This window comes from Halogeometricum borinquense DSM 11551, assembly GCF_000172995.2.
GTDB classification, from domain to species: Archaea; Halobacteriota; Halobacteria; order Halobacteriales; family Haloferacaceae; genus Halogeometricum; species Halogeometricum borinquense.
Genome location: NC_014729.1, coordinates 1,725,178 through 1,749,985 on the forward strand (window position 1 = coordinate 1,725,178; position 24,808 = coordinate 1,749,985).

The 24,808-nt window shown below is 61.3% G+C and carries 25 protein-coding genes, 1 tRNA gene and 1 pseudogene; 15 read left to right on the forward strand and 12 right to left on the reverse strand.

Annotated elements, in window-relative coordinates; translation table 11 throughout:
- Positions 1 to 8: 8 nt before the first annotated feature.
- The 5 genes from HBOR_RS08660 (at position 9) to HBOR_RS08680 (ending at position 5,457) form a co-directional block, all read left to right on the forward strand.
- On the forward strand, positions 9 to 995 hold the full coding sequence (locus HBOR_RS08660; protein ID WP_006054907.1) for an ABC transporter ATP-binding protein: 987 nt from the start codon (positions 9 to 11) through the stop codon (positions 993 to 995).
- The gene (locus HBOR_RS08665; RefSeq protein ID WP_006054908.1) at positions 992 to 2,881 is read left to right on the forward strand and encodes an ABC transporter permease subunit; all 1,890 of its coding nucleotides are present in this window, start codon (positions 992 to 994) and stop codon (positions 2,879 to 2,881) included. Before HBOR_RS08660 ends, HBOR_RS08665 begins: the two co-directional genes overlap by 4 nt.
- On the forward strand, positions 2,874 to 3,932 hold the full coding sequence (locus tag HBOR_RS08670; RefSeq protein ID WP_006054909.1) for an ABC transporter permease: 1,059 nt from the start codon (positions 2,874 to 2,876) through the stop codon (positions 3,930 to 3,932). The genes HBOR_RS08665 and HBOR_RS08670 overlap by 8 nt, the downstream gene beginning before the upstream one ends.
- 80 nt (positions 3,933 to 4,012) lie before the next feature.
- Positions 4,013 to 4,357, forward strand: a complete 345-nt coding sequence (locus tag HBOR_RS08675; RefSeq protein ID WP_006054910.1) for a DUF5798 family protein — start codon at positions 4,013 to 4,015, stop codon at positions 4,355 to 4,357.
- Positions 4,358 to 4,476: 119 nt separating this feature from the next.
- Positions 4,477 to 5,457 (forward strand): PLP-dependent cysteine synthase family protein, encoded by a 981-nt coding sequence (locus HBOR_RS08680; protein WP_006054911.1) that lies wholly within the window; start codon positions 4,477 to 4,479, stop codon positions 5,455 to 5,457.
- Positions 5,458 to 5,522: 65 nt separating this feature from the next.
- On the opposite strand, the gene HBOR_RS08685 is transcribed toward HBOR_RS08680, so the two are convergent.
- The 3 genes from HBOR_RS08685 to HBOR_RS08695 form a co-directional block, all read right to left on the reverse strand.
- A complete protein-coding gene (locus tag HBOR_RS08685) occupies positions 5,523 to 5,945 on the reverse strand; it encodes a CoA-binding protein (RefSeq protein ID WP_006054912.1) in 423 nt (140 codons plus the stop codon).
- A 143-nt stretch (positions 5,946 to 6,088) separates the two neighbouring features.
- Positions 6,089 to 6,700 (reverse strand): RAD55 family ATPase, encoded by a 612-nt coding sequence (locus HBOR_RS08690; protein WP_006054913.1) that lies wholly within the window; start codon positions 6,698 to 6,700, stop codon positions 6,089 to 6,091.
- Positions 6,701 to 6,982: 282 nt separating this feature from the next.
- Positions 6,983 to 7,891, reverse strand: a complete 909-nt coding sequence (locus HBOR_RS08695; protein WP_006054914.1) for a geranylgeranylglycerol-phosphate geranylgeranyltransferase — start codon at positions 7,889 to 7,891, stop codon at positions 6,983 to 6,985.
- A 106-nt stretch (positions 7,892 to 7,997) separates the two neighbouring features.
- Here HBOR_RS08695 and HBOR_RS08700 point away from each other — a divergent pair.
- Positions 7,998 to 8,072, forward strand: a tRNA-Arg gene (locus tag HBOR_RS08700).
- Between the two features lie 434 nt (positions 8,073 to 8,506).
- Positions 8,507 to 9,175, forward strand: coding sequence for a DUF1405 domain-containing protein (locus HBOR_RS08705; RefSeq protein ID WP_013440598.1), 669 nt, complete (start codon positions 8,507 to 8,509; stop codon positions 9,173 to 9,175).
- 107 nt (positions 9,176 to 9,282) lie between these two features.
- On the opposite strand, the gene HBOR_RS08710 is transcribed toward HBOR_RS08705, so the two are convergent.
- Together HBOR_RS08710 and HBOR_RS08715 are read right to left on the reverse strand one after the other, a co-directional pair.
- Positions 9,283 to 10,050 (reverse strand): TMEM165/GDT1 family protein, encoded by a 768-nt coding sequence (locus HBOR_RS08710; protein ID WP_006054916.1) that lies wholly within the window; start codon positions 10,048 to 10,050, stop codon positions 9,283 to 9,285.
- 1 nt (position 10,051) lies between these two features.
- A complete protein-coding gene (locus HBOR_RS08715) occupies positions 10,052 to 10,294 on the reverse strand; it encodes a helix-turn-helix domain-containing protein (protein ID WP_006054917.1) in 243 nt (80 codons plus the stop codon).
- Between the two features lie 343 nt (positions 10,295 to 10,637).
- Here HBOR_RS08715 and HBOR_RS08720 point away from each other — a divergent pair, with 343 nt between their 5' ends.
- A complete protein-coding gene (locus HBOR_RS08720) occupies positions 10,638 to 11,141 on the forward strand; it encodes a hypothetical protein (RefSeq protein WP_006054918.1) in 504 nt (167 codons plus the stop codon).
- 79 nt (positions 11,142 to 11,220) lie between these two features.
- On the opposite strand, the pseudogene HBOR_RS08725 reads toward HBOR_RS08720, so the two are convergent.
- The 4 genes and pseudogenes from HBOR_RS08725 to HBOR_RS08740 all read right to left on the reverse strand — a co-directional run.
- A pseudogene (locus tag HBOR_RS08725) lies at positions 11,221 to 11,397 on the reverse strand (bile acid:sodium symporter family protein); the annotation flags it as partial.
- Positions 11,398 to 11,496: 99 nt separating this feature from the next.
- Positions 11,497 to 12,243 (reverse strand): SAM hydrolase/SAM-dependent halogenase family protein, encoded by a 747-nt coding sequence (locus HBOR_RS08730; protein WP_049890586.1) that lies wholly within the window; start codon positions 12,241 to 12,243, stop codon positions 11,497 to 11,499.
- A gap of 77 nt (positions 12,244 to 12,320) precedes the next feature.
- On the reverse strand, positions 12,321 to 13,400 hold the full coding sequence (locus tag HBOR_RS08735; protein WP_006054920.1) for an ABC transporter ATP-binding protein: 1,080 nt from the start codon (positions 13,398 to 13,400) through the stop codon (positions 12,321 to 12,323).
- Between the two features lie 133 nt (positions 13,401 to 13,533).
- On the reverse strand, positions 13,534 to 14,925 hold the full coding sequence (locus tag HBOR_RS08740; protein ID WP_006054921.1) for an MATE family efflux transporter: 1,392 nt from the start codon (positions 14,923 to 14,925) through the stop codon (positions 13,534 to 13,536).
- Between the two features lie 174 nt (positions 14,926 to 15,099).
- Between HBOR_RS08740 and HBOR_RS08745 the strand changes: the two genes are divergently transcribed.
- The 3 genes from HBOR_RS08745 to HBOR_RS08755 all read left to right on the forward strand — a co-directional run bounded on the left by HBOR_RS08745 (position 15,100) and on the right by HBOR_RS08755 (position 18,600).
- Positions 15,100 to 15,552 (forward strand): DUF6789 family protein, encoded by a 453-nt coding sequence (locus tag HBOR_RS08745; protein WP_013440600.1) that lies wholly within the window; start codon positions 15,100 to 15,102, stop codon positions 15,550 to 15,552.
- Positions 15,553 to 15,660: 108 nt separating this feature from the next.
- Complete coding sequence (locus tag HBOR_RS08750; protein WP_006054923.1) at positions 15,661 to 17,673, forward strand: cbb3-type cytochrome c oxidase subunit I; 2,013 nt, start codon at positions 15,661 to 15,663, stop codon at positions 17,671 to 17,673.
- A gap of 108 nt (positions 17,674 to 17,781) precedes the next feature.
- A complete protein-coding gene (locus HBOR_RS08755) occupies positions 17,782 to 18,600 on the forward strand; it encodes a BtpA/SgcQ family protein (protein WP_006054924.1) in 819 nt (272 codons plus the stop codon).
- Between the two features lie 124 nt (positions 18,601 to 18,724).
- Here HBOR_RS08755 and HBOR_RS08760 read toward each other — a convergent pair whose 3' ends face one another.
- Together HBOR_RS08760 and mvaD are read right to left on the reverse strand one after the other, a co-directional pair.
- Positions 18,725 to 19,861 carry an NAD(P)/FAD-dependent oxidoreductase gene (locus tag HBOR_RS08760; RefSeq protein WP_006054925.1) on the reverse strand — a complete coding sequence of 379 codons (1,137 nt, stop codon included), beginning with the start codon at positions 19,859 to 19,861 and terminating at the stop codon, positions 18,725 to 18,727.
- 104 nt (positions 19,862 to 19,965) lie between these two features.
- Complete coding sequence (mvaD, locus tag HBOR_RS08765; protein ID WP_006054926.1) at positions 19,966 to 20,940, reverse strand: phosphomevalonate decarboxylase MvaD; 975 nt, start codon at positions 20,938 to 20,940, stop codon at positions 19,966 to 19,968.
- A 332-nt stretch (positions 20,941 to 21,272) separates the two neighbouring features.
- On the opposite strand from mvaD, the gene HBOR_RS08770 reads away from it, so the two are divergent.
- Entirely contained in the window at positions 21,273 to 21,692 is a 420-nt protein-coding gene (locus HBOR_RS08770; protein WP_006054928.1) for an SRPBCC family protein, read from the forward strand.
- 111 nt (positions 21,693 to 21,803) lie between these two features.
- Here HBOR_RS08770 and HBOR_RS08775 read toward each other — a convergent pair whose 3' ends face one another.
- Positions 21,804 to 22,388 carry a flavin reductase family protein gene (locus HBOR_RS08775; protein WP_006054929.1) on the reverse strand — a complete coding sequence of 195 codons (585 nt, stop codon included), beginning with the start codon at positions 22,386 to 22,388 and terminating at the stop codon, positions 21,804 to 21,806.
- Between the two features lie 277 nt (positions 22,389 to 22,665).
- On the opposite strand from HBOR_RS08775, the gene HBOR_RS08780 reads away from it, so the two are divergent.
- From HBOR_RS08780 to HBOR_RS08790, 3 genes are all read left to right on the forward strand, one after another.
- Complete coding sequence (locus HBOR_RS08780) at positions 22,666 to 23,337, forward strand: phenylalanine--tRNA ligase subunit alpha (protein ID WP_006054930.1); 672 nt, start codon at positions 22,666 to 22,668, stop codon at positions 23,335 to 23,337.
- 51 nt (positions 23,338 to 23,388) lie between these two features.
- Complete coding sequence (locus HBOR_RS08785; protein WP_006054931.1) at positions 23,389 to 23,820, forward strand: hypothetical protein; 432 nt, start codon at positions 23,389 to 23,391, stop codon at positions 23,818 to 23,820.
- 104 nt (positions 23,821 to 23,924) lie between these two features.
- Complete coding sequence (locus HBOR_RS08790) at positions 23,925 to 24,626, forward strand: DICT sensory domain-containing protein (RefSeq protein WP_006054932.1); 702 nt, start codon at positions 23,925 to 23,927, stop codon at positions 24,624 to 24,626.
- Positions 24,627 to 24,808 lie beyond the last annotated feature (182 nt).

Consider the following 24,808-nt stretch of genomic DNA (forward strand, 5'->3'; position numbering starts at 1 on the left):
CCTCGCGCATGATACGGGTTGAGGGGCTTCGCAAGACGTACGGCGACTTTCCCGCCGTCGTCGGAAGCGACTTCGAAGTCGAGGAAGGGGAGATATTCGGTGTTGTGGGACCGAACGGGGCAGGGAAGACCACGACGCTGAAGATGCTCTCGGGGCTTATCGAACCGACCGAGGGGACGGCGCGAATCGGCGAGTACGACGCCGGCGACCCGGAGATGCGCCGTCACCTCGGCTTTTTGCCCGAGGAATCGCCCCTGTACGAGGACATGACCGCGCGGTCGTATCTCCACTTTTTTGCGGATCTGTACGACGTGCCCCGGGAGGCGGCGACGCGCCGCACCGAGGATACGCTCGACCGACTCGAACTCGAACACCGCGACCGGCGGTTAGGAGATATGTCGAAGGGGATGAAGCGGAAGGTCGCCATCGCGCGCTCGCTGGTCAACGACCCCGACCTGCTCATCTACGACGAACCCGCGTCGGGATTGGATCCGTTAACGACGAACTACGTGTTGGAGTTCACCCGCGATTTGGCCGAACGCGGCAAGACCGTCGTGTTCAGCGCGCACAACCTCTACCACGTCGAGAGCGTCTGCGACCGCGTCGTCATCATGAACCGCGGCGAGATAATCGCCCGCGGCACAGTACCCGAAATTCGGGAGCAACATGGCGAAACAAGCTATCACGTATTCACGACCACCGCCGTCGAGAACGCGGAGACCACCGACGACGGCCGATACCGCCGTGTCGTCCCCGATATGGATGCCGTCGAATCGGTCCGCGAGGAGGCCGAGGCGGCGGACGGCGAAGTAGTTGACATCCGAACCCACGAGCCGAGTCTTGAGGACATTTTCTTGGACCTCGCCGGACGACCGCCCGAGACGCGCGCGGACGACAGGGGACGGGCCGCCGCCTCGCAAACCGACGGCGGCCGCTCCGCGACCGGCCCGGAGCGGGACCAACAAGAGGAAGACCGGATCGGGGGCACGCAGTGAGTCGGTCACTCTCGGACCGTCTTCGCGCGGTTCTACGGATCGCCCGGTGGGAGATCGAGCGCTCGGCGAGAACGCTGGACCGGCGGACCGTTGTGTTCCTCCTCGTCGCTGTCGTCCTCGCGGGCGGTATCGCCTCTGCAGGCATGTTGTCGGGCGGTGTCGCGCTCGACAGGGATATCTACCGCGTCGGCGTCGCGTCCGATAGTCCGTATTACGAACCCGTGGCTGCCGCACCTGCGTTGACTCCGAAGGACCCCGACCCAGACGCTCTCAAAAATGGCGACTTGGATATTCTCATCGACAGAGAGCGTGTCTTCGGTCCCCCAGTGGTTACGCAGAAGAACCGGGCCGCTCTCGCCGCGCTCAACGATGCCGTCCGGCGGTACAACACGGCGATGATGCAGCAGGAGGAAAACCAGACGGCGGCGTTCCCGGTTGCCGTTTCGCTCCAGTACGTTTCACGGAGTACGTCGCTTCCGGACGGTGCGGTGGCTGACGGCGGCAGTGACGGCGGCGCTGCAACCGGTGACGGCTCCGGAACCGGCGCGGACTCGTCCGGAACGTCGGCGGGCGGTTCGTCCAGTTCCTCGTCTAACGCTGCGTCCGGGTCATCGGCGACCGACGGGACGAGCACGTCCCAATCCGGTGACACGGCCGCAGACGGGAGCGACGGCCCGCTCTCGATACCGAACCTTGGCGGCATCAACCCCTTCTCGGGTGGCTCAAGCGGGTCGCCAGCCGAGATTCAACCGCCGTTCCCGTTCGGGTCGTTGATGCTGGCGTTTGCCTTTCTCGTTCCGATGAACTTCGTCGTGCAGGCGTACGGGAGTACGATGCTGAACGAACGAATCAACCGGCGGGGAGAACTGCTCCTCGTCGCTCCCGTCTCGCCGGGCGATATCGTTCTCGGGAAGACGCTGCCGTATCTCACTGTCGTCCTCGGCGTGACTGCGGTCATCGCGCTCGCTGTCGGCGGCGGACTCGTCTCCGTCGCGGCGGTCGTCCCGATCGGACTGGTGTTCTTGGGCGCGACGTTCGTCGGCGCGATGTTCGCCCGGTCGTTCAAGGAACTCACGTTCGTCACCGTCGCGGTGTCTGTGTTCCTGACGGCGTACACGTTCGTCCCGGCCATCTTCACGCAGGTGACGCCCATCGCGCTCATCTCGCCGCTGACGCTCGTCGTCCGCGACTTACAGCCGACGGCGACGGTGAGTCTCGGGGCGTTCCTGTTCTCGACGGGACCGTTCGTCCTCTGCGGCGGCGTGCTGTTCGCTCTCGGCGCGGGCGTCTACCGCGAGGAGGACATGTTCACCCAGCGGTCGGTGCCGTTGAAATTCCTCGATGCCCTCGACGCACGTGTCTCTCGCCCCCGTGATGTGGCGCTCGTTTCGGGGCTTTCGATTCCGTTCGTCTTCATCGCGGAACTGCTGGCTATCGCCGTGCTGTTCGTCCTTCCCGTCGAACTGACTGTTCCCGTCCTCCTCGTTTTCGTCGCGCTCATTGAGGAGGCGGCAAAGAGCCTCCACGTCTACGCGGCGTTCGAGAAGGCTCGGTTCGAGCGGACGACCCGGACAGCACTGGTTTTGGGCGCACTCTCGGGGTTCGGCTTCTTCGTCGCCGAGAAGTTCACCGCCGTCGCGCAAATCGTCGGTCTTCCCGAGTTGACACTTGGACGGGCCGCACTCGGTCCCGCCGGTGTCGGTCTCGATATCGGCGTCCTGCCAGCGGTTGGGTTACTCCTCGCGCCGCTGGTTCTCCACGTCGTCACAGCAGGCATCTCCGCCGTCGGTGCATCGCGCGGGAAACGGTGGTACGCCGCGTCATTCGTCGGCGCGGTGGCGGTTCACGCCGCCTACAACCTCACGGTGGTGAACGCCCTTGCGTGATCCGCGCGCGACGATTGCCAAACGCGAACTCTCGACGCTTCGCAAGGAGAAGACAATCGTGCTTGCGCTCGTCCTGCAAGTGTTTATCGCGGCGTTTTCGTCGTTCCTCGTCGTCGGTCTCGTCTCGCTGTACGATCCCGGACAGACCGGAGAGTACGGGGTTGACGTAGCAATCGCTGGCGATGCGTCCGAGGAACTCGTGCAGGCCGCAACCGATGTTTCCGGCGTGAATCCGACCGTCTATTCCGACGAGTCGGCGGCGATGCGCGCGTTCGAATCCCCCTCGAAGACCGGAATTGATGCGGTGTTAGTCGGTGAGTCACGCGACGGCAGGGTGTTCGTCTCAGCGACGGTGCCGGACTCGAACGTCCAGACGACGGTCGTCGTCGTCCAACTTCGCGACGTGCTTCGGTCGCTCGAACGGTCAGAGCGCATCGAGCGTGCGGAGTCGTTGGAGACGCTTCCGGTCCAACTCCCGCCGGAGACGCAGTCGAGTCCGTACTACGGCTTCACATACACCGTTCTCGTACCGCTTTTGCTCTTCCTGCCGGTGTTCATCAGCGGGTCGCTCACGGTGGACTCGTTGACCGAAGAGCGAGAGCGCGGCACGCTGGAACTGCTCCGCGTCGCGCCCGTCTCACTCCGCGAAATCGTGGACGGCAAACTGCTCGCCGCGACGGCACTCGCGCCCGCGCAGGCGGCGCTGTGGCTCGTCCTTCTTGGATTCAATGGGACGCGAGTAGCGAGTCCGGTGATGCTTCTCGTTCTCGTCGCGGCGCTCTCGACGCTCGTCTGCTCACTCGCGGCGGCGACGGCGTTACTCTCGCCTGACCGTCGCTCTGCACAGTTCCTCTACTCCATCGGCGTGCTGTTCGTCTTCGGCGGCACCACGCTGTTTCCGAACAACCCTGTGAACACGGCGGCCAGACTCGCTATCGGTAGTGCCGATGCGTCCGCGCCGTTCGTCGTCGCCGCATACGCCGTCGGCGGTATCGGCATCTACGTCGCGCTTCGGTATCTCGTTGGCGACGTCAACGCGAACGCGCTCTGACCTCTCGCCGGTTCGTTCTCACATTGTTTTGACTCCGCTGAAGCGGAACGCACACAAACCCGGAGTACGCACGGTCACACATGGGAATCGGAGGCACGGCGAAGAAGCTCCAGAAAGTGGCCGAGATGGCCGAAGACGTATACGCTCGACTGAACGAACTCCGCGAACAACTGGCTGAGATGCGGCAGACAGCCCAAGAGACGCGGGAGAGAATAGATCGACTGGAGACTGAGAACGCCGAACAGCGCGCACTGCTCGAGGCGCTTGCTGAGCAAGAGGGAATCGACGTGGAAGCAGTGACCGCCAACGCACACATCCACGAGGCGGAGTCGGACGCCGACGACGCGGCGAGCGACTCCTCCGAAGAGACGGCTGACGGGGCGGCAGACGCCGCTGACGCGGACGATTCAACCGGCGGGAACTGACACGCTCGACACGTTTCGACACGCTTCGTTCTCTCTTATCGCGTTTGCACTGTAGTCCGGGCAACTGACACCGGACGTGCATGGTAACTTTGAGGTGTGGGGGAAACATTTGCCAGCGCATGACCACCCATCGAGAACCGCTGTCTTCGGTCCTCGAAACTGTCGGTGAGACACCGCTCGTCCGCGTTCACGCCTCGCCGGACGAGGCACCGGTGTACGCCAAGTTGGAGTCGTTCAACCCGGGCGCGAGCATCAAAGATCGCATCGGGAAGTACATGCTCGAACGGATGCTCGAAGACGGCACGCTCCCCGAGGGCGGCACCGTAATCGAACCCACGGCGGGGAACACCGGCATCGGCATTGCCGTCGCCGCGGGCCAGCTCGATGTCGAAGCCGTGTTCGTCGTCCCCGAACGTTTCAGCCTCGAGAAACAGCAACTCATGCGCGCGCTCGGCGCGACCGTCGTCAACACGCCCACCGAAGACGGGATGGGCGGCGCGATAGACCGCGCACACGAACTGGCTGAGGAAGTGGACGACGCCGTCGTCCCCCAGCAGTTCTCGAACCCGCTGAACACCGAAGCGCACTACGAGACGACGGGACCGGAAATCTACGACGCACTCGACGGCGAAGTGGGAGCTATTGTCGCGGGATGCGGAACCGCGGGGACGCTCATGGGAATCGCCCGCTACGCTCTCGAACAGGACTCCGAAACGTACGTCGCCGCCGTCGAACCCGCCGGCTCACTGTACTCGACAGTGCTCGGTGAGGACGCCGAAGAGGACCCCTACAAGACGGAGGGTATCGGCACGCACGACCCGACGACAAACGAACTGTTCGATCCCGAACTCGTGGACGAAGTGATTCAGATACCCGACGAAAACGCCCACGCCGAGGTGCAACGCCTCGCCGGCGAGGAGGGCCATCTCGTCGCTTCCTCCGCCGCCGCAGCGAGTCTCGCCGCACGCGACGTAGCCGAGCGAATCCGCGACGGTGAAATCGACGCCCCGCACGACTCGGTGGCGACTATCTTCCCCGATTCCAGCGAGCGGTACCTCTCGAAAGGAATTTACGGCGACTTCGAGTCCTGGGAAGGATAGTACTCGTTCGTGACGGTCGGTTTTGCGGGGATGCTGTGAGTCGGGTCCTCACAGATCTTTCGTCTTCACCGAACGAGACGGCCGTGCTCGACCTTCATGCACCTGTCTTGGACGTATTCGAGACCCGACTCTTGCACGCGCTGTTTTGCGTCGTCGTTCGTAATTCCGAGTTGGAGCCATACCGAGCGCACGTCGCCGACTGACTCGTGGCGTTCGACGGCCGCCGCTGCGATGTCACCCGCTTCCTCGCTCGGGCGGAACACGTCCACGATGTCGATGTCGGCGTCACCGGGAACGTCTGCAAGCGAGTCGTACGCCGTCTCCCCGAGAATATCGTCGGCGAAGGGGTTGATCGGTATCACGCGATAGCCGTGATTTTGCAGGTACGCGGGGATATCGTGGGCAGCTTTGCCGGGCGTCGTCGAACACCCGACGACGGCGACGGTGTCGGCGTCCAGTATCTCGCGGAGTTCGTCGTCAGTGACCATGCGTGGGCGCACGCGACCCACGGCCAAAAGTCGTCGGTGGGCGTGCGTTCCGTCGGTCAGACAGCACTCATCTCCTAGAGTTCGAGGAACGCTTCGAGAACGAGTGGACGGGAGCGTTGTGAGACCGTTCGACGTCCCGAGACTCAGTTGGAGGCGAGTCTGACTTCGGGTTCGCCGTCTTCGGATGTCGTGATGATGCCGTCGAACAACTGCTTTAACGTGTTCATCGTCTTGTCGTCGTGTGCGCTGGAGTCGATAACGAACAGGCCAAGCCCCTCGACGCTCTGGATGCGCCCGGTGAAGACGTGGAGGAAGCGAAACACCGTCTGCAAGTCGGCGTACATCAGGAGCGTCGAGAGCGAGTGAAGCATGATGCGGTTCTGCTCGATATTACGATCCTGATAAAACGCCTGTAGGAACTCCGAGAGCTTGATCCCGATCCCGGTCATGTCAACTGGAGACGAGGTGTATTTGATTCGGTCGTCGTCTCGAATCTCACCGACGCCTTGCTGTCTCGTCACACAATCGACGACGGCGACGGGCTTGCCGTCGTAGGTCGTCCGCTTCTCGAAATCCGAGAGAACGCGCTTTGCGCCGTCCTTCGTGGTGACGATTATCGCTCCGTCTCCATTCGTCGCACCCTCGGAGAGGATATCGAGCGCAAGCGACCGCTTGCCGGTGAGTGGTGGCCCACTAATGAGGAGATTCGTCCCCGGGGGAACTTCGGCATCGACGGCCGGTGAAAGGTCATACATAGGCGTGCCTCTGTGACGGCCGACCAGCTAGTGGGTAGTCGCTTGCACGGCGGGTGACCTCACCGAAAGTCATCGAACGGTACAACGATATTGTGAGCCAATAATATTCTTTTTGATTCTATGGTCGTCGTTTCGAAGGGAGATGTCAACGCCATGTTTGATCTCTTCACTGTGATGCTATCTGCCGTTTCGACCGTAAGCCATCACGCCTTCGTTCGAACCGGTAATCTGCGTTCAGATAGGTACACAGGTGCAGACCTACTATACCTGACGGTAGTGGCGTTACACAACGGGGCCGGTCAGGGCGAACGCCCGTCCGGCGATGAACGCCGCCGTGGCAAGAAGCATCCCGTGCTTGATACGTTTCTGAGCGGCCGACGGATCCTCAAACGATTGGACGCAGGCAGCCAGCATCAGGATATCAGCCGGGATGACGAGCACGAGGTACGCCAGTCCGAACCCGCTGTTGAAGTACGGATACACGCTCGCGCCAACGGCGGCGACCATCGCGCTGACGCCAATGAAGAGTGCCGGACGTTCTCCGACGACGATGGGGAGCGTTTTGAGACCTTCCTCTCTATCGCCCGCAATATCTTCGACATCTTTGACGATTTCACGGGTCACCGTCGCCAAGGCTGCGAGACCGAACAGGATGAGGACACTCGGAGCGAGCGCGTTGTTTACTGCTGCGGCCCCGAATAGGAACGTGGACCCGGTGAGATAGCCGACAACGACGTTTCCAACACCGGGTAGCCCCTTGAAGTATTCAGTGTAGGCGACGAGCGCAAGGAGGTTTACGACGGCAATTACGAGCGCCTCGACGGGGAGGAAGACGGCGCAGACGACGGCACCGAGAAACAGCACGAGACTGAACGCGAGTGCCCCCCGAGCGCTCACCGCTCCCCGAGGAATCGGTCGGTCCGGGCGGTTTATCATGTCGATCTCTCGATCGAAATAGTCGTTAACCGCGTTGCCCGCACCCGTCGCAAAAACGGTCGCGAGGACCGCCGCGAGGACGTGATACGGTGTCGTAAACACACCGGCCGCGACGAACGACCCGGTGAACGTCAGGATGCCTGCAGAGAGAATATTCCCTGGACGTGTCAGTTCGAGCAGGCCTCGTGCCGTCTCTGCGGCACCCGGTGGAGACCCGTCGCCGACGGACGATTCTGTCTCTGCGGCGGGTGGCATACGAGACACATTTTGTCCCGCGATGATAAATGACGCGGAGTCAGGGGTCCGGTCTCGGGATCGAATCCGTGGGTTTAAATTATGCCGTCCCGCTACGAAGTAGTGAGGGCGCTTAGCTCAGTCTGGACAGAGTGCTTGGCTTCGGACCAAGTTGCCACGGGTTCAAATCCTGTAGCGCCCATGATTCTTCCGCGAACAACGTGAGTGGAGAATCATCTCCGCGAAGGGTTTGAAACAGGGAGCAACGCGAAGCATTGCGAGTGAAGCTCAAATCCTGTAGCATCCATCCCGATTCGTTTTGGTTGGTATTGACCGGACAGTGTCCGATTCAACGGCCGAAGCGCCTCCCAGTGACTCGTACTATCATACGTTGGCTCGGTTGAACGCCAGCTTGAGGCACCGTCTTGCAGTTCACTTACTCGGACATGGCCGCGGAGGACGAGGGCGATATCAAGCGCATGGCCCTCATTGATGGGACCATCGACGACTCTATGCTGTTGTGTCCATAACGACGAGTCGAAAATAGAGTATGCTCGCGTTGGGGCAGGTAAAACAGCACTCGACGACCCTGGCGAGACGGACGAGTGACCACTCTCGGAGAAATAGATAAACACGATGGCTTCAAGCCCTTCCACAGACGATCTGCCGGTATATCTCGCTCCGTTGCCTAACTGGGTTGAGTCGATGACACTCCGTCTCACGTGGGTTGTTGTCGCCGTCAATCTCGTGGGGACCGTGTTCGGGTTCTGGTACTATCGGTTTCAGTTGCTGAACAGCCACCTTGTGATCTGGCCTGCAGTGCCCGACAGCCCACTGGCGACGTTGCTCATGGCCGTGAGTCTCGTGTCGTGGAAGCTTGGACAGGATCGTAATTGGATTCACGCACTGGCCTTCGTCGGGAACCTGAAGTACGGCTTCTGGGTGGTTATCGTCCAAATCGTAATCAACGACGTCCTCGTCTCTGGTGATCCTTACCACTGGTTCTTGCTTGTCAGCCACTTCGGGATGGGACTACAGGCACTCGTGATCTACCGTTACGCCGAGTTTACTGTCCCATCCGTCGCTGTTGCCACACTCTGGTTCAGCTTCAACGATATGGTCGATTACTTCCTCCCTCTCGTCGGGGACTATCACCACACGTACTTCGGCCCGAGGCTCGTTAGTGCGGGTGACCACGGAACTCGCGCACACGACGTTGCTGCGGCCTCAGCTATCGGTCTGACGATACTCGCAACGTTTCTCGCACTCGCAATCCGCGTTCGACGTTTAGAAAATAGAACCTAATCCGCGAAAGCTACGCAATCCAGAGGGTCTCGAAGCAGCATCTGCATAATAATATAAAATTTCTTATACTACAACTCATCGATTGACTGATTCGAGGAACTGCTGTGCTATGACGTGTGTGAAGCCACCCAGTGACGGTAGAACGCGCCGCTAACCGCAAAGGCGACGGCTGCAACTGCGACGCCGACGACGGCGGTACCGTCGAGGAGACCCCATTGGAAGATCCCAACGGCAACGAAGACCGCAGCGCCCGCGGCTTGGATGAACGCCATCGGGAGGAGATGTTCCATGGCCGTCCCGACGAACGCATCGATGCCGGTTCGGACGGCGAGGCCGAGCCACGCACCGACGATAACTGCTATCGGAGCGTTTGGGAACGTCGCTCCGAGATTGATCGTGAGGATCTGGGTCTTGTCCCCGAACTCCGCGATGGCGATGGCGACGAATGCGATGACGAACGAGCTTGATCCGCGGATGCGCTTATAGATGCCGTCTGGGATGATGCCGGCAAAGAGGTCGCTCCCGCGGGTACGCCCGTCAGTACTCGTATAGATCGAATAGGCTTGGTAGCACGTCCAGATCCCGACGAGAACGAAGAGCGCGCCGGTGAATATCGGCGTAACACCGGCGGGAAGTGCGCCGAGGACGGCCGACCCTACCGTCACCTCGATGATGTTCCAGATGGCGAACGCCGCGACAGCCCCAGCGAAGACGCGCTTTGCGTCGTAGATCGTCGCGAGCGTGATGACAGCGAGTTGTCCCTTGTCTCCAAAAGTCGCGAGAAAATTCGTCACGAACGACGTCACCGCGGGCCCGAACTGGTCGTACTGACCGATGAGTCTGCTGATCCCGCTTGCGTGGATCGGTACCAGCACGCTACGCCGTGGCCTCCGTTAAAGATTCCACGCGGATGCTCGCCGCGGTTTCCGTCGGGAACGAGACCCTTTTGCTGTCCACGCAGCCAGTCACCGTATCGATAGGCGTCAGCTCAACCATGTCGAGGCGCGCCCCGGGTTCGACGCCACGCTCTTCGAGGTCGGACGTGCGTACTGGTGGTTCTTCCCTCTGCTGAAGGCCGTATATCGATTTCAGATAATACTCTATAACGTCGCTCAACATCACTCATCTACTAATTTGTCATGTCTAAACTTTAGTTTTGACTAACTGTCACGACTAACAACGAGAACGCCGTCGGGCAACCAGAAGCGTCACTGCGTGTCCTCTCAGGTGTAGCAGGAAGACGAATCGCAGTCCCGCTCACGCCGACTCGACCTCCTGTCGATGGTAATCCGTGGCGAGCGCATCCTCCATCGCCACCGTGAAATTGAGGCCCGTAACGGATCTTCTCACCGTCACAAATTGCATTCGTTGGTGGCCGTACTGAAAACCCGGTCAGCAAATCGTATCAGCGAGAGGTAAATACCAAGTGTTATTCCTCCGAGACAGCACCCACAACATATCAATGGACGATTCTACTCTGAAAAACCGACGGCGGTTTCTCGAAAGCGTAAGTGTTGGCGGTGCAATGCTCCTCGCGGGGTGTACAGACCAACTTAGTCTCGGCGAGAGTGACCTGTCCAATAGTCAGAACGGCAGTCAGGAAGGAACTACAGAAGCGACCGGTGACGCTGCTGTCATCGCTGCCCTCGACCGCGAGGCGATCCAGAAAGAACAGGCCGCTATCCAAAAGGATGTTCAAAACGGAGATATGAACCGGACGGAGGCACGAACAAAGATGGTCGAACTCCAAGAGAAGTACGTGACCCAGGCCATCGATTCACTCACCGGAACCTTACAAGAGACCGACGGCGTGACTGTCGGCAAGACGTACCAGTCTCTCGCCGCAGTAACTGTCGAGGGCGATGCCGGGGCGATTCTGAGCGTGCTCGACTCCGACAACGTAAATGCGCTCGTGTCGGTTGCCGACGTCGAAGCGCAAGTAAAGAGGCAGCAAACGCAAGCCTAGCGAATTCGAGAGACACCCACAGACAATCGCGAGTGGGAAGTCATCGAAGGTGTGAGCGAAGCGAACGGATCCGAAGGGGTTAGTCAGTCGGAAGAGCCGACTCCTCTCTCGATTTTGATTCGTCGTCCATCCGAGTAAACAGCGTCGCAAGCCCCGGCCCGGTAACGTTGTGCCAGACGCTGAACAACGCCGGAATCAGGGCGGCACTCGCACTGAAGTGCGCTGTCGCCAGTGCGACGGCAAGTCCACTGTTCTGTCGGCAGACCAAAGCGCAGTGCTGCGGCTACGGCCGTGAGAAGACATGTAGATCATCGACCAAATCTCACAAAAACGTGCCGGTCAACTCATCCCCGACTCAGTATTCGAGCGTCACCGTATCGCCGACCGCGAGGCCGAACGCGTCGTCGCCGCGACCACGGTTGACTGCGAACTCGACGTTGCCGTGACTGCCGACTGTGACGAGGCGGTCGCCGGGTTCGACGGCAGCGTACGAATCGCCCACGGGGGCTGGTTCGCCGTTCACCGAAACCTGTTCGAGACCGTCGAGGACGCGTCCGGGGACGTTGGTGACGACGTTGCCGAAGTCGTCCACGACGAGCACCTCGCCGGTTGCCTGTCCGTCGCCGACGACCGGTGCCGGGAACGTGAGGTCCACGAACTCCTCGACGGGCGTGATTCGCTCGATGTCCGTTACGGCCGAGGCGTCGTGAACGTTCGCGGCGGCGGGAGCAAACACGTCCCGTCCGTGGAACGTGTTACTCGGCACGTCGTCGTAGGCCACGTCGTACACGTCGAAGTCATCGCCAGCGATTTCCCGGACCGCCGGTAGCACGACGCCGTTGTCAGGCGCGACGAACGTGTGTTCGCCCGCCTCGACGACGATGGCTGCGCGGTCGGTGCCGACGCCGGGATCGACGACGACGAGGTGCGTCGCTGCCGGAAAGTACGGGAGGACTTCCCGAAGCCAGAACGCCGTCGCTCGAACGTCCTGTCTGGGAAAGTCGTGAGCGACATCCACGAGTCGGGCGTCGGTTCGACTGAGCAACACACCCTTCATCGCGGCCGGATACGGGGTCCCGAAGTCCGAAGACAGCGTGATCATCGTATCAGTTTCTCGCCCGCCGCGGGCCATGTCGTTTTCGGCGTCGGATCGGTGCCCTCGTTTCTCGCGTCCGAGGCTCAGAGGAACGTCGCCACCCCCGGGTCGAACCCGAGTTCCAGACGGTCTCGTTCGGGAACTGCCGCCACTCTGACGACGACTGAACGACCCGCCCAGCGACAGTGCAGGCGAGTTACGTCCCCGAGGAACTCCGTGGTCTCCACCGTAGCCGTGAGGCGGTTCGTCTTCGGCACCGTTGCTGTTTCTCCCGCTGTTTCCGTCGGTGCTTCCGTCATCGTCGCCGCCGAGAGATGTTCCGGACGGACGCAGAACTGAACTGTCTCACCCACGTCGGCGTCCGTGGGCGGGAGCTCGAAGCTGGTGTCAGCGACGCGAACGACCGTCTTCTCGTCAGTGGCGTCGAGAACCGCTCCCGAGAAGACGTTGTTGTCACCGACGAACGTGGCGACGAACTCCGTCTCTGGACGGCGATAGATGTCCTGTGGCGTGCCGACCTGTTCGACGCGTCCACCGTTCATCACGGCCACGCGGTCGGAAACGGCCAACGCTTCCTCTTGGTCGTGCGTAACGTACAGCGTCGTCACGTTGAGTTCCTTCTGCACGCGCTTTACGCTCCGACGGAGCTGTTCACGGAGGCGTGCGTCTAGCGCACTCATCGGCTCGTCTAAGAGGAGTACGTCGGGCTCGGGAGCGAGTGCGCGGGCGAGGGCGACACGTTGCTGTTGCCCGCCGGAGAGGTTGTCGGGGTCGCGGTCGCCCATCTCGCCGAGATTCATCATTGCCAGTAGTTCCGAGACGCGTTCGTCCACCGTCATCCCGGTGGGCGGGTCGTCGAACTTCAGGCCGTAGGCGACGTTCTCGCGGACGGTCATGTGTGGAAAGAGTGCGTAGTTTTGGAACACCACGCCCACGTTGCGGTCCTCCGTCGGTGTCGAACTCACATCTTCCCCATCAAACCGGACGACGCCGTCGGTTGGCGTTTCCAGTCCGGCAACGAGACGAAGCGTCGTCGTCTTTCCGCATCCGGAGGGACCCACGAGCGTGAAGAATTCACCCTCATCCACCGAAAGCGACACCTCGTGAAGCGCAGTCGTCGCTCCGTACTCCTTTCGAACACCGTCGAGTTCGAGTGCCACCACGTCACAACACCTCTACGGGACCGACCGATAGCACGCCGAGAACGGCCGACATCGTCTCCGTTGAGTCACCAGCCGAAGATATAACCGTCGAATCAGTCGCCCACGGTGGTCGGTCCATCGAGCGACATTCGCCTCAGTCAGCGGACGCCGACTCGCTCGACTCGGAGAACAGGCCGCGACTCGTCGAAAAGCGGTAGAAGACGAAGAGACCGATGGCGGCCGCGACGTTCGAGAGCGTTACGGCCCAGAAAACGGCATGGACGCCCATGCTGAGGACGTAGACGCCTACGACGGCAATCGGGAGGCGGACCACCCAGTACTGCACGAGCGTCGAGTACATGCTCAGGTCGGTGCGTCCGGCACCGCTGAATCCGGCTTCGATGACGTAGATGAACGCGAACGCCCAGTAGCCGTACGCGAGGATGCGGAGATAATCGATCGTCCATGTGAGCGTTTGGCCGCTGATTTCTGGGATAAACGTCTGTGCGAGGAGTGTCGGTGATGTCCACTGGAAGAGGCCGATGACTCCCAAGGCGACAGCACCGAGGAGAACACCGAAGCGAGTCGCCGCAGCGGCCCGCTCCGGCTCATCAGCGCCAATATTTTGCCCGACGACGCTCGTCGTCGCAGAGGAGAGTCCCTGTATCGGAACGAACGCGACAGTCGAGAGGCGTGCACCGACGGTGTATGCGGCAATTCCGGCTGCTCCGCCCGCCAACGTGACGATCGAAATCATCACCGCACGAGCGATCTGGCGTCCGGCGTTCTTCGCCGCGATGGGACTTCCGGTGCGGATGATTTGCCCGAACATATCGCGTCCGAACCAGAAGGCGTCTCTCCGGAGCGAAAACGAGGTGCGACCGCTGAGAGCGATAGCGACCGCGAGGAGGCCGCCGCCCGCGTAGCCGACGCCGGTCGCAATGGCGGCACCGAACACACCCCACTCGGGGAACGGACCCCATCCGAAGATGAAGAACGGGTCGAGGACGACGTTCAACCCGATAGCGGTCAGATTCACGAGAAACGCCGAGCGAGTGTCACCGAAGCCGACGAAACCGCTCTCCAGTCCGTCGCTCAGACTGGACATGACGAGTGAGAGACTCCAGCCGAACATGTACGTCGCACCAAGTTCGATGACGCTCGCCGTCGGGTACAGTTGTTTGAGGACGGGTTCAGCGAAGAAGTAGACGACGCCGACGAGTACTGTCGAGATGAGAAGCATCAGAACGACCGCGTGGACGGGGGTGCGACGGGCTAATGCCTCTTCGTCTGCGCCGACGTGCTGGGAACTGGTGACCTGACTGCCGACAAAGATGGCGGTAATGGGTATCGTCAGCAGCGCACCGATCGGAATTACTAGTCCGATAGCAGCGACGGCATCTGTCCCTAACCGACCGACCCAGAAGGTATCTATCACCTGTTGGGCGACGAGGGCGAAGTTCTGTGCGACGAGGGGAAGTGCGAGGAGGACCAGCGTCCGCGGTATCGGGCCTTGCGTGATGTCCTCGTTACTCACGTCGAACACGATATTCAATTGACAGAATCAGGGACTTAATAGATTTCGATTATTTATTCGCCGAACAGTCACCGCCTTCGTCGTTTGCCGCCCTCGTTGTCTGCCGGTCTCGTCGTCCGCGGTCGAGTTCGACACGTCGGCACGCCGTCAGGCTTATTCGGCCGTTCGACGAAGGTTTCGGGCATGAATCGATCACTCGCTGCCGTCGCCGGTGGGTTCTCGGGTACCACCGTGCTGACCGTTCTACTCCTCCTATTCGAAGTCGAGACTCGTTCGCAAATAGGAATGTTCGAGGTCGTCGCCCGGTTTGTCGGCGTTCCCGGCAACACCACCGTCGGATTCGCCCTGTTCGTCCTCGCGGGAACCGTCGCGTGGCCGCTTCTGTTCGTCGCCGCCGAGGAGTCGATTCCGGGTACGGACCCTGCGATAAAGGGGCTGGGCGTCGGTGCCCTTCTTTGGATTCCGTTCGTTCTCCTCGGTCGCGGCGACCTCGCGGGTGCCATCGTGCTCGCGTTCGGCGGCATGACGCTCGTCGCGCACCTCGCCTACGGCTACGTCACCGGGGCCGTGTACGCTCGTCTGACCGGTCGAACGCCGCCCACCGAATCGTTCGGTGACGAAGCCGAACCCATGTAGCGTCTCCGTTGGGTGGTCGGATGGTTATAGAAAACTGAGAACCGTCTTGGAACTTATCGGGCAGTTATCCGAACATGTTCCCGCGTACGTCCCGTGCGCAGATGGATCATGTCTCTGCCGTTTGTACCACTCCTCGCCGTCGTCAGTGCCTTCCTCGGTGGATGGTTGTACTGGCGTCGCGGCGAATCGACCGATACCTCCCGAACCGAATCGCTACGAGACGCCGTCTCCCTTCGAACCGACGGCGGTGAACGACGCGCCGACGGTGGCGAACGGCGCGCGGATAACTCCGCATCCCACGGAGAGACGCTCCCGGGTGTCATCGGGTCACTCTACGGCCGCGAACACAAAACGGGCAAGCCGTACGGCTTGATGCGATGGGTGACGAGTGTCGATCACAAGGATATCGGCATCCTCTACCTTCTCTTCGGCCTCGCCGCCGGACTGTGGGGTGCGACCGACGCGGTGATGATCCGCACTGAGTTGTTCACGCCGACGACTGACGTGTGGGATGCACACACCTACAACGCGCTGTTTACCACTCACGGGCTTACGATGCTGTTCTTCTTCGTGACGCCCGTGTTCACCGGCTTGGCGAACTACTTTCTCCCGCTCCTTATCGACGCCGACGACATGGCGTTCCCGCGTATCAACGCCATCGCCTTCTGGCTCCTGCCGCCGTCGTTCGTCCTCGTCCGCGCGGGTCTCCTGACCGAAGTCTTAGCGAAAATGATCGATGCCGTCGGGCCGCGCATCGAGTTCCTCTACGCCCTCGAACCGCCGACACCGGGGTGGACGCTGTACGTCCCGCAGGCGATTCAGTTGACGAACCCGCAGGTGGACTTACTCCTCCTCGGTTTGCACCTCTCGGGACTCGCCACGGTCATGGGTGCAGTGAATATCATCGTCACCATCTTCACCGAACGCGGCGAGCGGGTTGGCTGGTCCAACATGGATATTCTCTCGTGGTCGCTTCTAACCACGAGCGGGATCATCCTCTTCGCGTTCCCCATCCTCGGAAGCGCCCTGTTGATGTTGCTCTTAGACCGGAACTTCGGGACGGCGTTCTTCGCGCTCGAAGCCGGTGGTCCAATTCTCTGGCAACATCTGTTCTGGTTCTTCGGCCACCCTGAGGTGTATATCCTCGTCCTTCCGGCGTTCGGGTTAACGAGCCAGATTCTCCCGAAGTTCGCCGGACGCCGCCTGTTCGGCTTCAAGTTCATCGTCTACTCGACGCTCGCCATCGGTGTGCTGTCGTTCGGCGTCTGGGCGCACCACATGTTTGCGACAGGGATGGACCCGCGTCTCCGCGCATCGTTCATGGTGATCACTCTCGCTATTGCCGTTCCCAGCGCCGTCAAGACGTTCAACTGGATGGCGACGCTGTGGAACGGGAACGTGCGGCTCGAAGCGCCGATGCAGTTCCTCCTCGGCGGCATCGCCCTGTTCATCGTCGGTGGTGTCACCGGCATCTTCCTCGCGTCCATTCCCGTGGACCTCGTTCTCCACGGCACGTACTACGTCGTCGCGCACTTCCACTTCATCGTCGTCGGAATCATCGCATTCTCGATGTTCGCGGCGTCGTACTACTGGTATCCGCTGTTTACCGGTCGGATGTACAACAAGCGACTCGCCACGATTCACGCTGTCCTCAGCATCGGCGGTGTGATTGTGACGTTCTTCCCGCTTTTCATCCTCGGACTGATGGGCCTGCCGCGCCGGTCGGCGCAGTACCCCGTCCAGTTCACGTCTCTCCAACAGATAGCGACCGTCGGCGCGTTCATCCTCGCTATCAGCGTCGGCATCTGGCTGTTCAACATGGTGAACTCGTTCCGAGCCGGCCCGGTCGTTCGTGACCCCGACCCGTGGGATCTCAAATCGACCGGCCAGTTCTCCCGCGAGTGGCAATGGTTCGAAGACCGGATGTCCCGTGACCTTGCTCGTCCGAGAGTACTCGCCGACGGCGGCCGTGAGGTCGTGGCTGTTGCGGACGATCCTTCGGCAGACGATTCTCCGGCGGACGGTCCCCCGGAGGACGATCCTTCAGTGGACGGTCCTTCGGCAGACGATTCTCCGGCGGACGCTCACCCAGCGGACGACGTGACGGAGACCGACGAGTAGCCGGTTTCACTGCGACTGAAGACGGCGACGCGGCTGGTTCGGACGGCCGTCCGCTTCGGCCCGCCGCCAAGTCCGTGCGCTTTTAGCTCGACTCAACGACGTACGAGTATGTCTGAAGCGACGTTCACGCTCCCCGACGACGCCGTCGTCGGAATGGTCCACCTCCACACACTCCCCGGTGCGCCGAACTACGACGCCGAGGCCGGACTCGATGCCGTGCGCGAGTCGGCACTCGAAGACGCCGCCAAACTCGACGCGGGCGGCGTCGATGCCGTGATGATCGAAAACTTCGGCGACGCCCCATTCTATCCCGACGACGTGCCGAAGCACACCGTCGCGTCTATGACTGCCGTCATCGATGCGGTCGCCCGCGAGGTTGACGTTCCCGTCGGCGTCAACGTCCTCCGAAACGATGCCGAGGCCGCCCTCTCTATCGCGGCGGCGACCGGTGCCTCGTTCGTCCGCGTGAACGTCCACGCAGGGTCACGCGTTACGGATCAAGGCGTCGTCGAAGGTCGCGCGCACGAGACGATGCGTCTGCGCGACCAACTCGATGCCGATGTGGCCGTCTTCGCTGACGTGGGTGTGAAACACTCCGAACCGCTCGGTCCCGAGACGCCGCTCGACGTTGCCGTTGAGGAAGTTGTTGGTCGCGGACTCGCTGATGGCGTCGTCGTCTCCGGCTCTGGAACCGGCGCACCGACCGACGATTCGGACCTCGAAACCGTCGCGCATGCGGCAGATGAAGCTGGCGCGCCTGCGCTCGTCGGAAGCGGCGTCACCGCTGAGACGGTCGCCGAGACACTCGAATACGCCGACGGCGTCATCGTCGGAACGGCGTTGAAAGAGGGTGGTGAGACGACGGCACCGGTCGATGAATCGCGCGTTCGAGCGGTTGTTTCGGCCGCTCACGCAAGTCAGGAGTAAATACCGCTCCGTTCCACATCGAACCCGGCAGGCAACGCTGAAACGACGCCTGCGTGACCAACGCGACGCCGATACGCTGTTTCTCGTCTGTCGGTGCTACTCTTCTCACTTCGATTCGTCGGTACTACGCTCCTAATTCCGATTCGACTAACTCGACGGCGTTCTGCACGGCTCCGACCGACCCGAGGTGTCCCGCACCGACGGTTGCCTTCATCGCCTTCGCGGCGCTTCCGGTGAGAACCGTCGGCCCGAGTTGGGCGACTGCCCCGTCGCCGACGCTCACGATCCAACCCGGAACGTCGAAGCGGTACGGGTCCATCCGCGGGGCGAACTCGTTTGTGGCGTGCACGTCGTGGCGGACGAGTTTGGCGAGATTCGTCGCTACCGTCCGGGCCTCTCTGAGTGCCGCGGAGGCGGAGGCAGGGACTGGTTCCCCGTCGGCGTCTACGATGCGGGCGGCGTCGCCGACCACGAACGTATAGTCGTCGAGTCGAAGGTCGCTCCGTACGACCGGTCGGTCGCCGTTCATCGCCGTCTGTCCGGCGATGCCGCCAGCCCAGACGAACGTGTCAGAAGTGAATGTCTCTGTCTCCGTCTCAACTGTCTCGCTGGTGGCGCGCTCGACCGCTGTGCTGGTCCGAATGTCGATGCCGCGCGCTTCGAGTTCGTCGCGGACCGCCGCGCGGAAGTTCGCCGGGAAGTTCGGCGCGACATCGTCTAACTGCTCGATAACGGTAATGTTGGCATCGACATCTTCCTCGTCGGCGAGGGCGGCCAGTTCGCCCGCAGTCTGGACGCCCGAGAGTCCCGCTCCACCGACGACGGCGGTGACTGTGTCGCCTTCGTCCGTCGCCGAGAGGAACGATTCGCGGATGGCCGTCGCGTCCGCGACACGCTTGAGAGGCAAGGAGTGTGCTTCGACACCCGGGAGTCCGTAGTAGGCCGTCCCGGCCCCGAGACAGACCGCGGCGTAGTCGTAGTCCAACGTCTCCCCGCCGTCGAGATGGACGGTTCGCGCTTCTCGGTCGAGTCCCTCGACGCGGGCGACGCGAACCGCCGCACGGTCGAACAACTCCGTAAGTGGGACCCGAATCGTCTCTGCGAGGCCCGGACGGCGGATCACGCGGTGGACTTCGTGTTGGACGAGATGACTGTCGGATTCGTCCACAACGATGAGTTCCGCATCGGACGGGAGACACGATTCGAGTCGGCGGGCGACCGTCACTCCGGCGTACCCCGCACCGAGTACCAGCACGCGCATATGCGGAACGGTTGGTGCGAGTGTCAAAGAACGTGGGGGTCGTCAGTGGGAGATGACGGCAAGCGAGTTCGAGAGAGACGGTAACGAAAGCGACGAGTAGTCGGTTAGAACAGCGCTTCGGACTCGTCGAGAATCTCAGCGGGACCGCCGACGCCCCACACATCGGTGTCAACGTCGCACGCGGAGATGGCTTCCTCTACTCGGTCAACGTGCGCTTCGGTCGTGTTGACGTAGACGCTTGCACCCGTGTCGGTGGAGAAATAAACGGGTATCTCTTCTTCGTCTCGCAGTTCGCGGACGGCGTTAAACACAGCGATGGTCTTCGGTTGCCAGTAGACCCACCCGGCGGGACCGGTCATCGTCGTGGCCGTCAACGACAGCGAGTCGTGTTCTGCGAGTTCGAAGGCGCGGTCGAAGTCGGCCGCGTGGAGAGCGTCGCGCATCTCGTCTAACTGGTGGTGGACGTGCGCCATCCGGGCTTGGAACATGTGGCTATCGGCGGCCTCCTTGTGCGCCTGTTCGGTTTCCTTGTAGGCAGGAACGTGCGCGGCGACGGTCCGCAGTTCGTCTTCGAGTTCCGTCTCGATTCGTTCCGAGCGGCAGTCTTCGTCGTTCATACCGGAATAGAGATGCGAGAACGCGCCGGTGACAGCGCGCGCGGCCGAAGAAGACCCGCGTCGGGCGATTGTCGAAATCTCCGGGCGAGACATTCCCAACTCAGCCGCTTCGGCGAGCGCCATCGCGGCGGCGGCGAACCCGGAAGAAGAGGACCCGAACCCGATGTTCGAGGGGAAGGAGTTCTCCGATTCGAGACGCACTGCGTGGTCGATGTCCGCGAGCGAACGGACGTGTTCGACGACAGCATCGATTCGTTCCGCGCCGCGTCCCGTCACTTCCTCACCGCCGATAACGTACGTGTCCTCGGACGCGTCCGGCTGGAACTCGACGGTAGTCTTCGTGTGACTCGGCGCGGTACAGACGCTGATACTATCGTGGTACGGAAGCCGCAACTCCTCGTCGCGCATTCCGTGATACTTCACCAATCCCTGAATCGGGTGTGCCTTCGCGGTGGCCTTCATAATCCTATCCGCGAGAGACGTGAGGTTAAACGTCCCGATGGTAGCTGAGGCGTCGCTCCAAGGAGGCGAATCGGTGCGTCAGAAGAGAGACACTGCCTGCGACGGTCGTACTTATTTTTCGGTGGATTCGGTTTCGCGTCCGCGGTCCCAGACGTTGGTGACTGATTCCCCTGCCGGCGGGGTGTGACTGACTTCTTTCATCGTGTGTCGTTCTTGCTTCATCGTGTCACTCTCTGACAGGGGAGCCCTCTTAACGTTTTCCTGAAAATGGTTATAACAATTTGTACCATACTAATGTATATTAGGATTTGGCGGCTGACTCATTACCACACATGACACGAACGGGGGCGGCGGTCGAACGAACATCGGACGGAAGGCGTCTCGTCGTCACGCGGGAACTGGACGCGCCCGCCGACGACGCGTGGGACGTACTGGTAGAGACGCGCACGTGGCCCGAGTGGGGTCCGTCAGTAACCGCTGTCCGCGGCCCCGACAGAATTTCCGCAGGCGTAACGGGCGAGGTTCAAATCGCGGGGCTCGGTCTCTGGGTGCCGTTCGAGGTGACAACGTTCGACGCCGACGCGCGGCGGTGGACGTGGACCGTCGCGCGCGTTCCGGCCACCGGCCACCGCGTCGAAGCACTCGGAGACTGCCGGTGTCGCGTCGGGTTCGAGATACCGCTGCTCGCCTCGGGGTACGCACCCGTCTGCAAACGCGCTCTCTCGAAGATCGACCGACTCGTAGCGCGGTGAGCTACCGCAAAAACAGGAAAACGACGCCGCATCCGGCAACAGAACAACGACGCCGCAGCCGGCAACAGAACAACGACGCCGCAACCGATGGAAACACCAGAACGACGGCTTCTAGGGTGGCCGTTCCATCGAGAACCGGTCGGTCAGCCGCGCGTACTCGTTTCCGGCCAGTCGGCCGACGGCATCGAGTTTCCGCGTGTCCATCTTTCCGTCGGTGAGAACTGATTCGTCTACGTGCGCGTGGACGACTTCACCGAGAACGACGGTCGAAGCGCCGACTTCCAGCGTGTCTGCGAGGCGGCACTCAAACGACACCGTCGCCTCCGCGACGCGAGGCGCATCGACAACCACGGAGTCTGCGGGTGTCACGCCCGCGTGTTCGAACTCGTCTCCGTCGGGTTCGAGCGTCGCGCTCGTCTCGTTCATCGCTTCGGCCACGTCTTCGGTAACGACGTTGTAGACGAACGCACCCGTCTCGATGGCGTTTCGAGCACTGTCTTTCCTGTCGTCGCCAGTTCCACCCGACGAGAACAACAGCGTCGGCGGGTCGGTCGTCGCTACGTTCGAGAAACTGTACGGTGCGAGATTGTGCGTCCCGTCGGGCGCGCGGGTACTCACCCACGCGATCGGTCGTGGAACGACGGCCCCCGAAAGGAGTCGGTACGGCGATCCGAACGCGTCCGGCGGTCCATCCACGTTACCACACCTCTCGGGAAATCTGTCTATTCGTCGCCCGGTGGCGTATCGTCTGTTGACTCATCGTCCCGATATGGGTGACTGACGGCAAAGTGCTATCGTCGCATCGGCAAGTCGTCACGCGATGAGAGTCACAGATAGACGTTCGTATTGTTCTCTGTGCGTGCGAGCAAACTGGGACCGCACCGAACATGGTAGGATTCCTGAATCACGCACAAGTGTCACAAAGGATATACATATGGTCCCTGTCTACTAACATCAAGTAGACCCTCCAACGATGAATGATCTTTGGGACACCGCGGGTTACATCGCAAGCTCGCGGTACAGAGTATCTGTTTGTAAGTATCTCGACCGTGAGGGACCCGAACTCCCGTCCCGCATCGCGTCGAAGCTCGGCTTTGCACAACCACACGTCTCTCGGGCGCTTTCGGAACTTCGCGACCGGAACGTCGTCGAACTTCTCGTCCCCGAATCACAGCAGAAAGGGCGACTGTACGGTCTGACGCGTGAGGGAAAACAAGCGCTCACTCGGCTCCGCGGAGACGCGGCATCGGTGTCTGTTTCCTTCGTCGAGGAACGTTCATTCCCGCACGACTCGCTCATCGACCATCTCTGCGACGAACACGGCGAGGAACTACGGCTTGTCGTCGCCCGCAACGGCGACGATTCGGACGTGTTCGTCGCCTCCGAAGACGTACAGAAACGCTACGACGAACAATCGATCGCCAGACTCATCGCCGCACTCAGAGCAGGTGAAACGACGATAGACGACAAACTGATGGACGTTCCGACCGGCGAAAACCAGTTTGCTGTCCGCGGCCTCGAACACTCGCTTTTGGTCCGGTTCTCAGTCGATGACGACGCCGAAATACTCGTCGCACTCGAACCCGACGCCGATGTGAACGTTCCCGCGTTCATCGACGCGTGCCGACGCCGACTCAAGGACTGAGACGTTCGCTGGGAGGCGAATGCCCAAGTTCGACGCGTCCATAACACGGCTATGTACACGGGCAAGACGGAGAAGCCGTGCTGTCTCTGTGACAGTCCCGAGACAGTGGCCCGAGTGGATCTCCCTCCCCGAGCGGTCCGACTCATGAAACACTCCGGTCCAATCGCGTGGCGCGACATCGTCGGCGAAGTGTCGATCCACTTCTGCGAGAGCGACTGGGAACTCGTCCGTGACCTCGTCGTCGAGATGGATATGAATCCGCTCTCGCGGTGCAACGTCGCCCGAGCGTCGTTCAGTCTCCGCGAGGACTTCGAGGCACTGCTGAACCAGACGCGCGCGGCACCTGACCAGACCGAACTGGAGTCTCGCCTGCTCGCGGACGCGCGCGAGACGATAGCCAACTACGGCGAGGACCCGATGATCGCAGAACGCGACTACGTCGAAGCGTCCATCGTCGTTGACGCACTCGCAGCGCTACGGTAGCGCTCGCTGCACGGCCAGCACGAAGCCTCCTCCCTCCGATCTAAATTTTATTTTGGAATCGCACAAAACCATTTATCGATTCAATACGTAGTCAAAGCCAGCCGATGAGTTTGGGGGACATCATCAGTGCGGTCCGGGGGCGGCGGCGGACACTCATCATCTACGACCCTGTGTCCGACCAGTTAGTCGAACAGTTACGGGAGCATACGGCACCGTATCCGTTGACGGTCGAGCGACGGACCGACGGCGGTGCGTTCGCAGGGCACGCAGAACTCACCGACGGCGATGGGTTGACGATACACACCGACTGTTCGGACCTGTCGGCGCCGGTCTCTCACCAGGAGTTCGAGGCGTACTTCGCGGACGTGTTATCCCGAATCGACAGGACTACGTTCACCTCCTACGACGGGTCACAGATGGCGGCGACCTCACGGGAGATAGAGGACCGCGCGTGGCGGTTCGGTCGCGGGTCGCTTCATGCGGGGTTCCAGCACGCTTCAACGCTCAGTACGCAGGAACAAGTGTACCGCGACTTGGCTCGCAAGAGCCTCGACATCCACGCCTACGCCGTTCCGGACAAAGACGCTCCTCCGCTGGAGGGCGTGAACGTTCACCTCGTCGAAGCTGACGAGATAGCAAAGACGTGGTTCGTCGTCTACGACGGAAATGGCGACGACGAGTCGAAATGTGCTCTCATCGCTGAGGAGCGCGACCCCGGCGTATTCTGCGGATTCTGGACGTATGATCCTGGTGTGGTAGACGAGGCACTGTCTCATCTCTCCGCGCGGTACGTCGCTCCGTCGTAGATCGAGTTCCCCCTCCCTCCGTTGTATATTTGAGTCCCCCGCCGCAGATGCTGTTGTAGAATTCTACTACAACTCAAACGAGGAGTCTGTTTGTCGAAATTTACAACACCTTATATAGCAAGCACAACTCTGTTTACATGAGGACACAGCCGGGGAGCCCGCACCGGTGCCCACGATTGCGG

What these genes read in the sequence shown, in the direction of transcription:
- HBOR_RS08750 (WP_006054923.1), top strand. Translation starts at nt 15,661, where the DNA reads ATGTCTCTGCCGTTTGTACCACTCCTCGCCGTCGTCAGTGCCTTCCTC.
- HBOR_RS08730 (WP_049890586.1), bottom strand. Translation starts at nt 12,243, where the DNA reads ATGATCACGCTGTCTTCGGACTTCGGGACCCCGTATCCGGCCGCGATG.
- HBOR_RS08715 (WP_006054917.1), bottom strand. Translation starts at nt 10,294, where the DNA reads ATGTTGAGCGACGTTATAGAGTATTATCTGAAATCGATATACGGCCTT.
- HBOR_RS08770 (WP_006054928.1), top strand. Translation starts at nt 21,273, where the DNA reads ATGACACGAACGGGGGCGGCGGTCGAACGAACATCGGACGGAAGGCGT.
- HBOR_RS08675 (WP_006054910.1), top strand. Translation starts at nt 4,013, where the DNA reads ATGGGAATCGGAGGCACGGCGAAGAAGCTCCAGAAAGTGGCCGAGATG.
- HBOR_RS08760 (WP_006054925.1), bottom strand. Translation starts at nt 19,861, where the DNA reads ATGCGCGTGCTGGTACTCGGTGCGGGGTACGCCGGAGTGACGGTCGCC.
- HBOR_RS08755 (WP_006054924.1), top strand. Translation starts at nt 17,782, where the DNA reads ATGTCTGAAGCGACGTTCACGCTCCCCGACGACGCCGTCGTCGGAATG.
- HBOR_RS08720 (WP_006054918.1), top strand. Translation starts at nt 10,638, where the DNA reads ATGGACGATTCTACTCTGAAAAACCGACGGCGGTTTCTCGAAAGCGTA.
- HBOR_RS08790 (WP_006054932.1), top strand. Translation starts at nt 23,925, where the DNA reads ATGAGTTTGGGGGACATCATCAGTGCGGTCCGGGGGCGGCGGCGGACA.
- HBOR_RS08660 (WP_006054907.1), top strand. Translation starts at nt 9, where the DNA reads ATGATACGGGTTGAGGGGCTTCGCAAGACGTACGGCGACTTTCCCGCC.
- HBOR_RS08685 (WP_006054912.1), bottom strand. Translation starts at nt 5,945, where the DNA reads ATGGTCACTGACGACGAACTCCGCGAGATACTGGACGCCGACACCGTC.
- HBOR_RS08690 (WP_006054913.1), bottom strand. Translation starts at nt 6,700, where the DNA reads ATGTATGACCTTTCACCGGCCGTCGATGCCGAAGTTCCCCCGGGGACG.
- HBOR_RS08680 (WP_006054911.1), top strand. Translation starts at nt 4,477, where the DNA reads ATGACCACCCATCGAGAACCGCTGTCTTCGGTCCTCGAAACTGTCGGT.
- HBOR_RS08705 (WP_013440598.1), top strand. Translation starts at nt 8,507, where the DNA reads ATGGCTTCAAGCCCTTCCACAGACGATCTGCCGGTATATCTCGCTCCG.
- HBOR_RS08780 (WP_006054930.1), top strand. Translation starts at nt 22,666, where the DNA reads ATGAATGATCTTTGGGACACCGCGGGTTACATCGCAAGCTCGCGGTAC.
- HBOR_RS08695 (WP_006054914.1), bottom strand. Translation starts at nt 7,891, where the DNA reads ATGCCACCCGCCGCAGAGACAGAATCGTCCGTCGGCGACGGGTCTCCA.
- HBOR_RS08745 (WP_013440600.1), top strand. Translation starts at nt 15,100, where the DNA reads ATGAATCGATCACTCGCTGCCGTCGCCGGTGGGTTCTCGGGTACCACC.
- HBOR_RS08785 (WP_006054931.1), top strand. Translation starts at nt 23,389, where the DNA reads ATGTACACGGGCAAGACGGAGAAGCCGTGCTGTCTCTGTGACAGTCCC.
- mvaD (WP_006054926.1), bottom strand. Translation starts at nt 20,940, where the DNA reads ATGAAGGCCACCGCGAAGGCACACCCGATTCAGGGATTGGTGAAGTAT.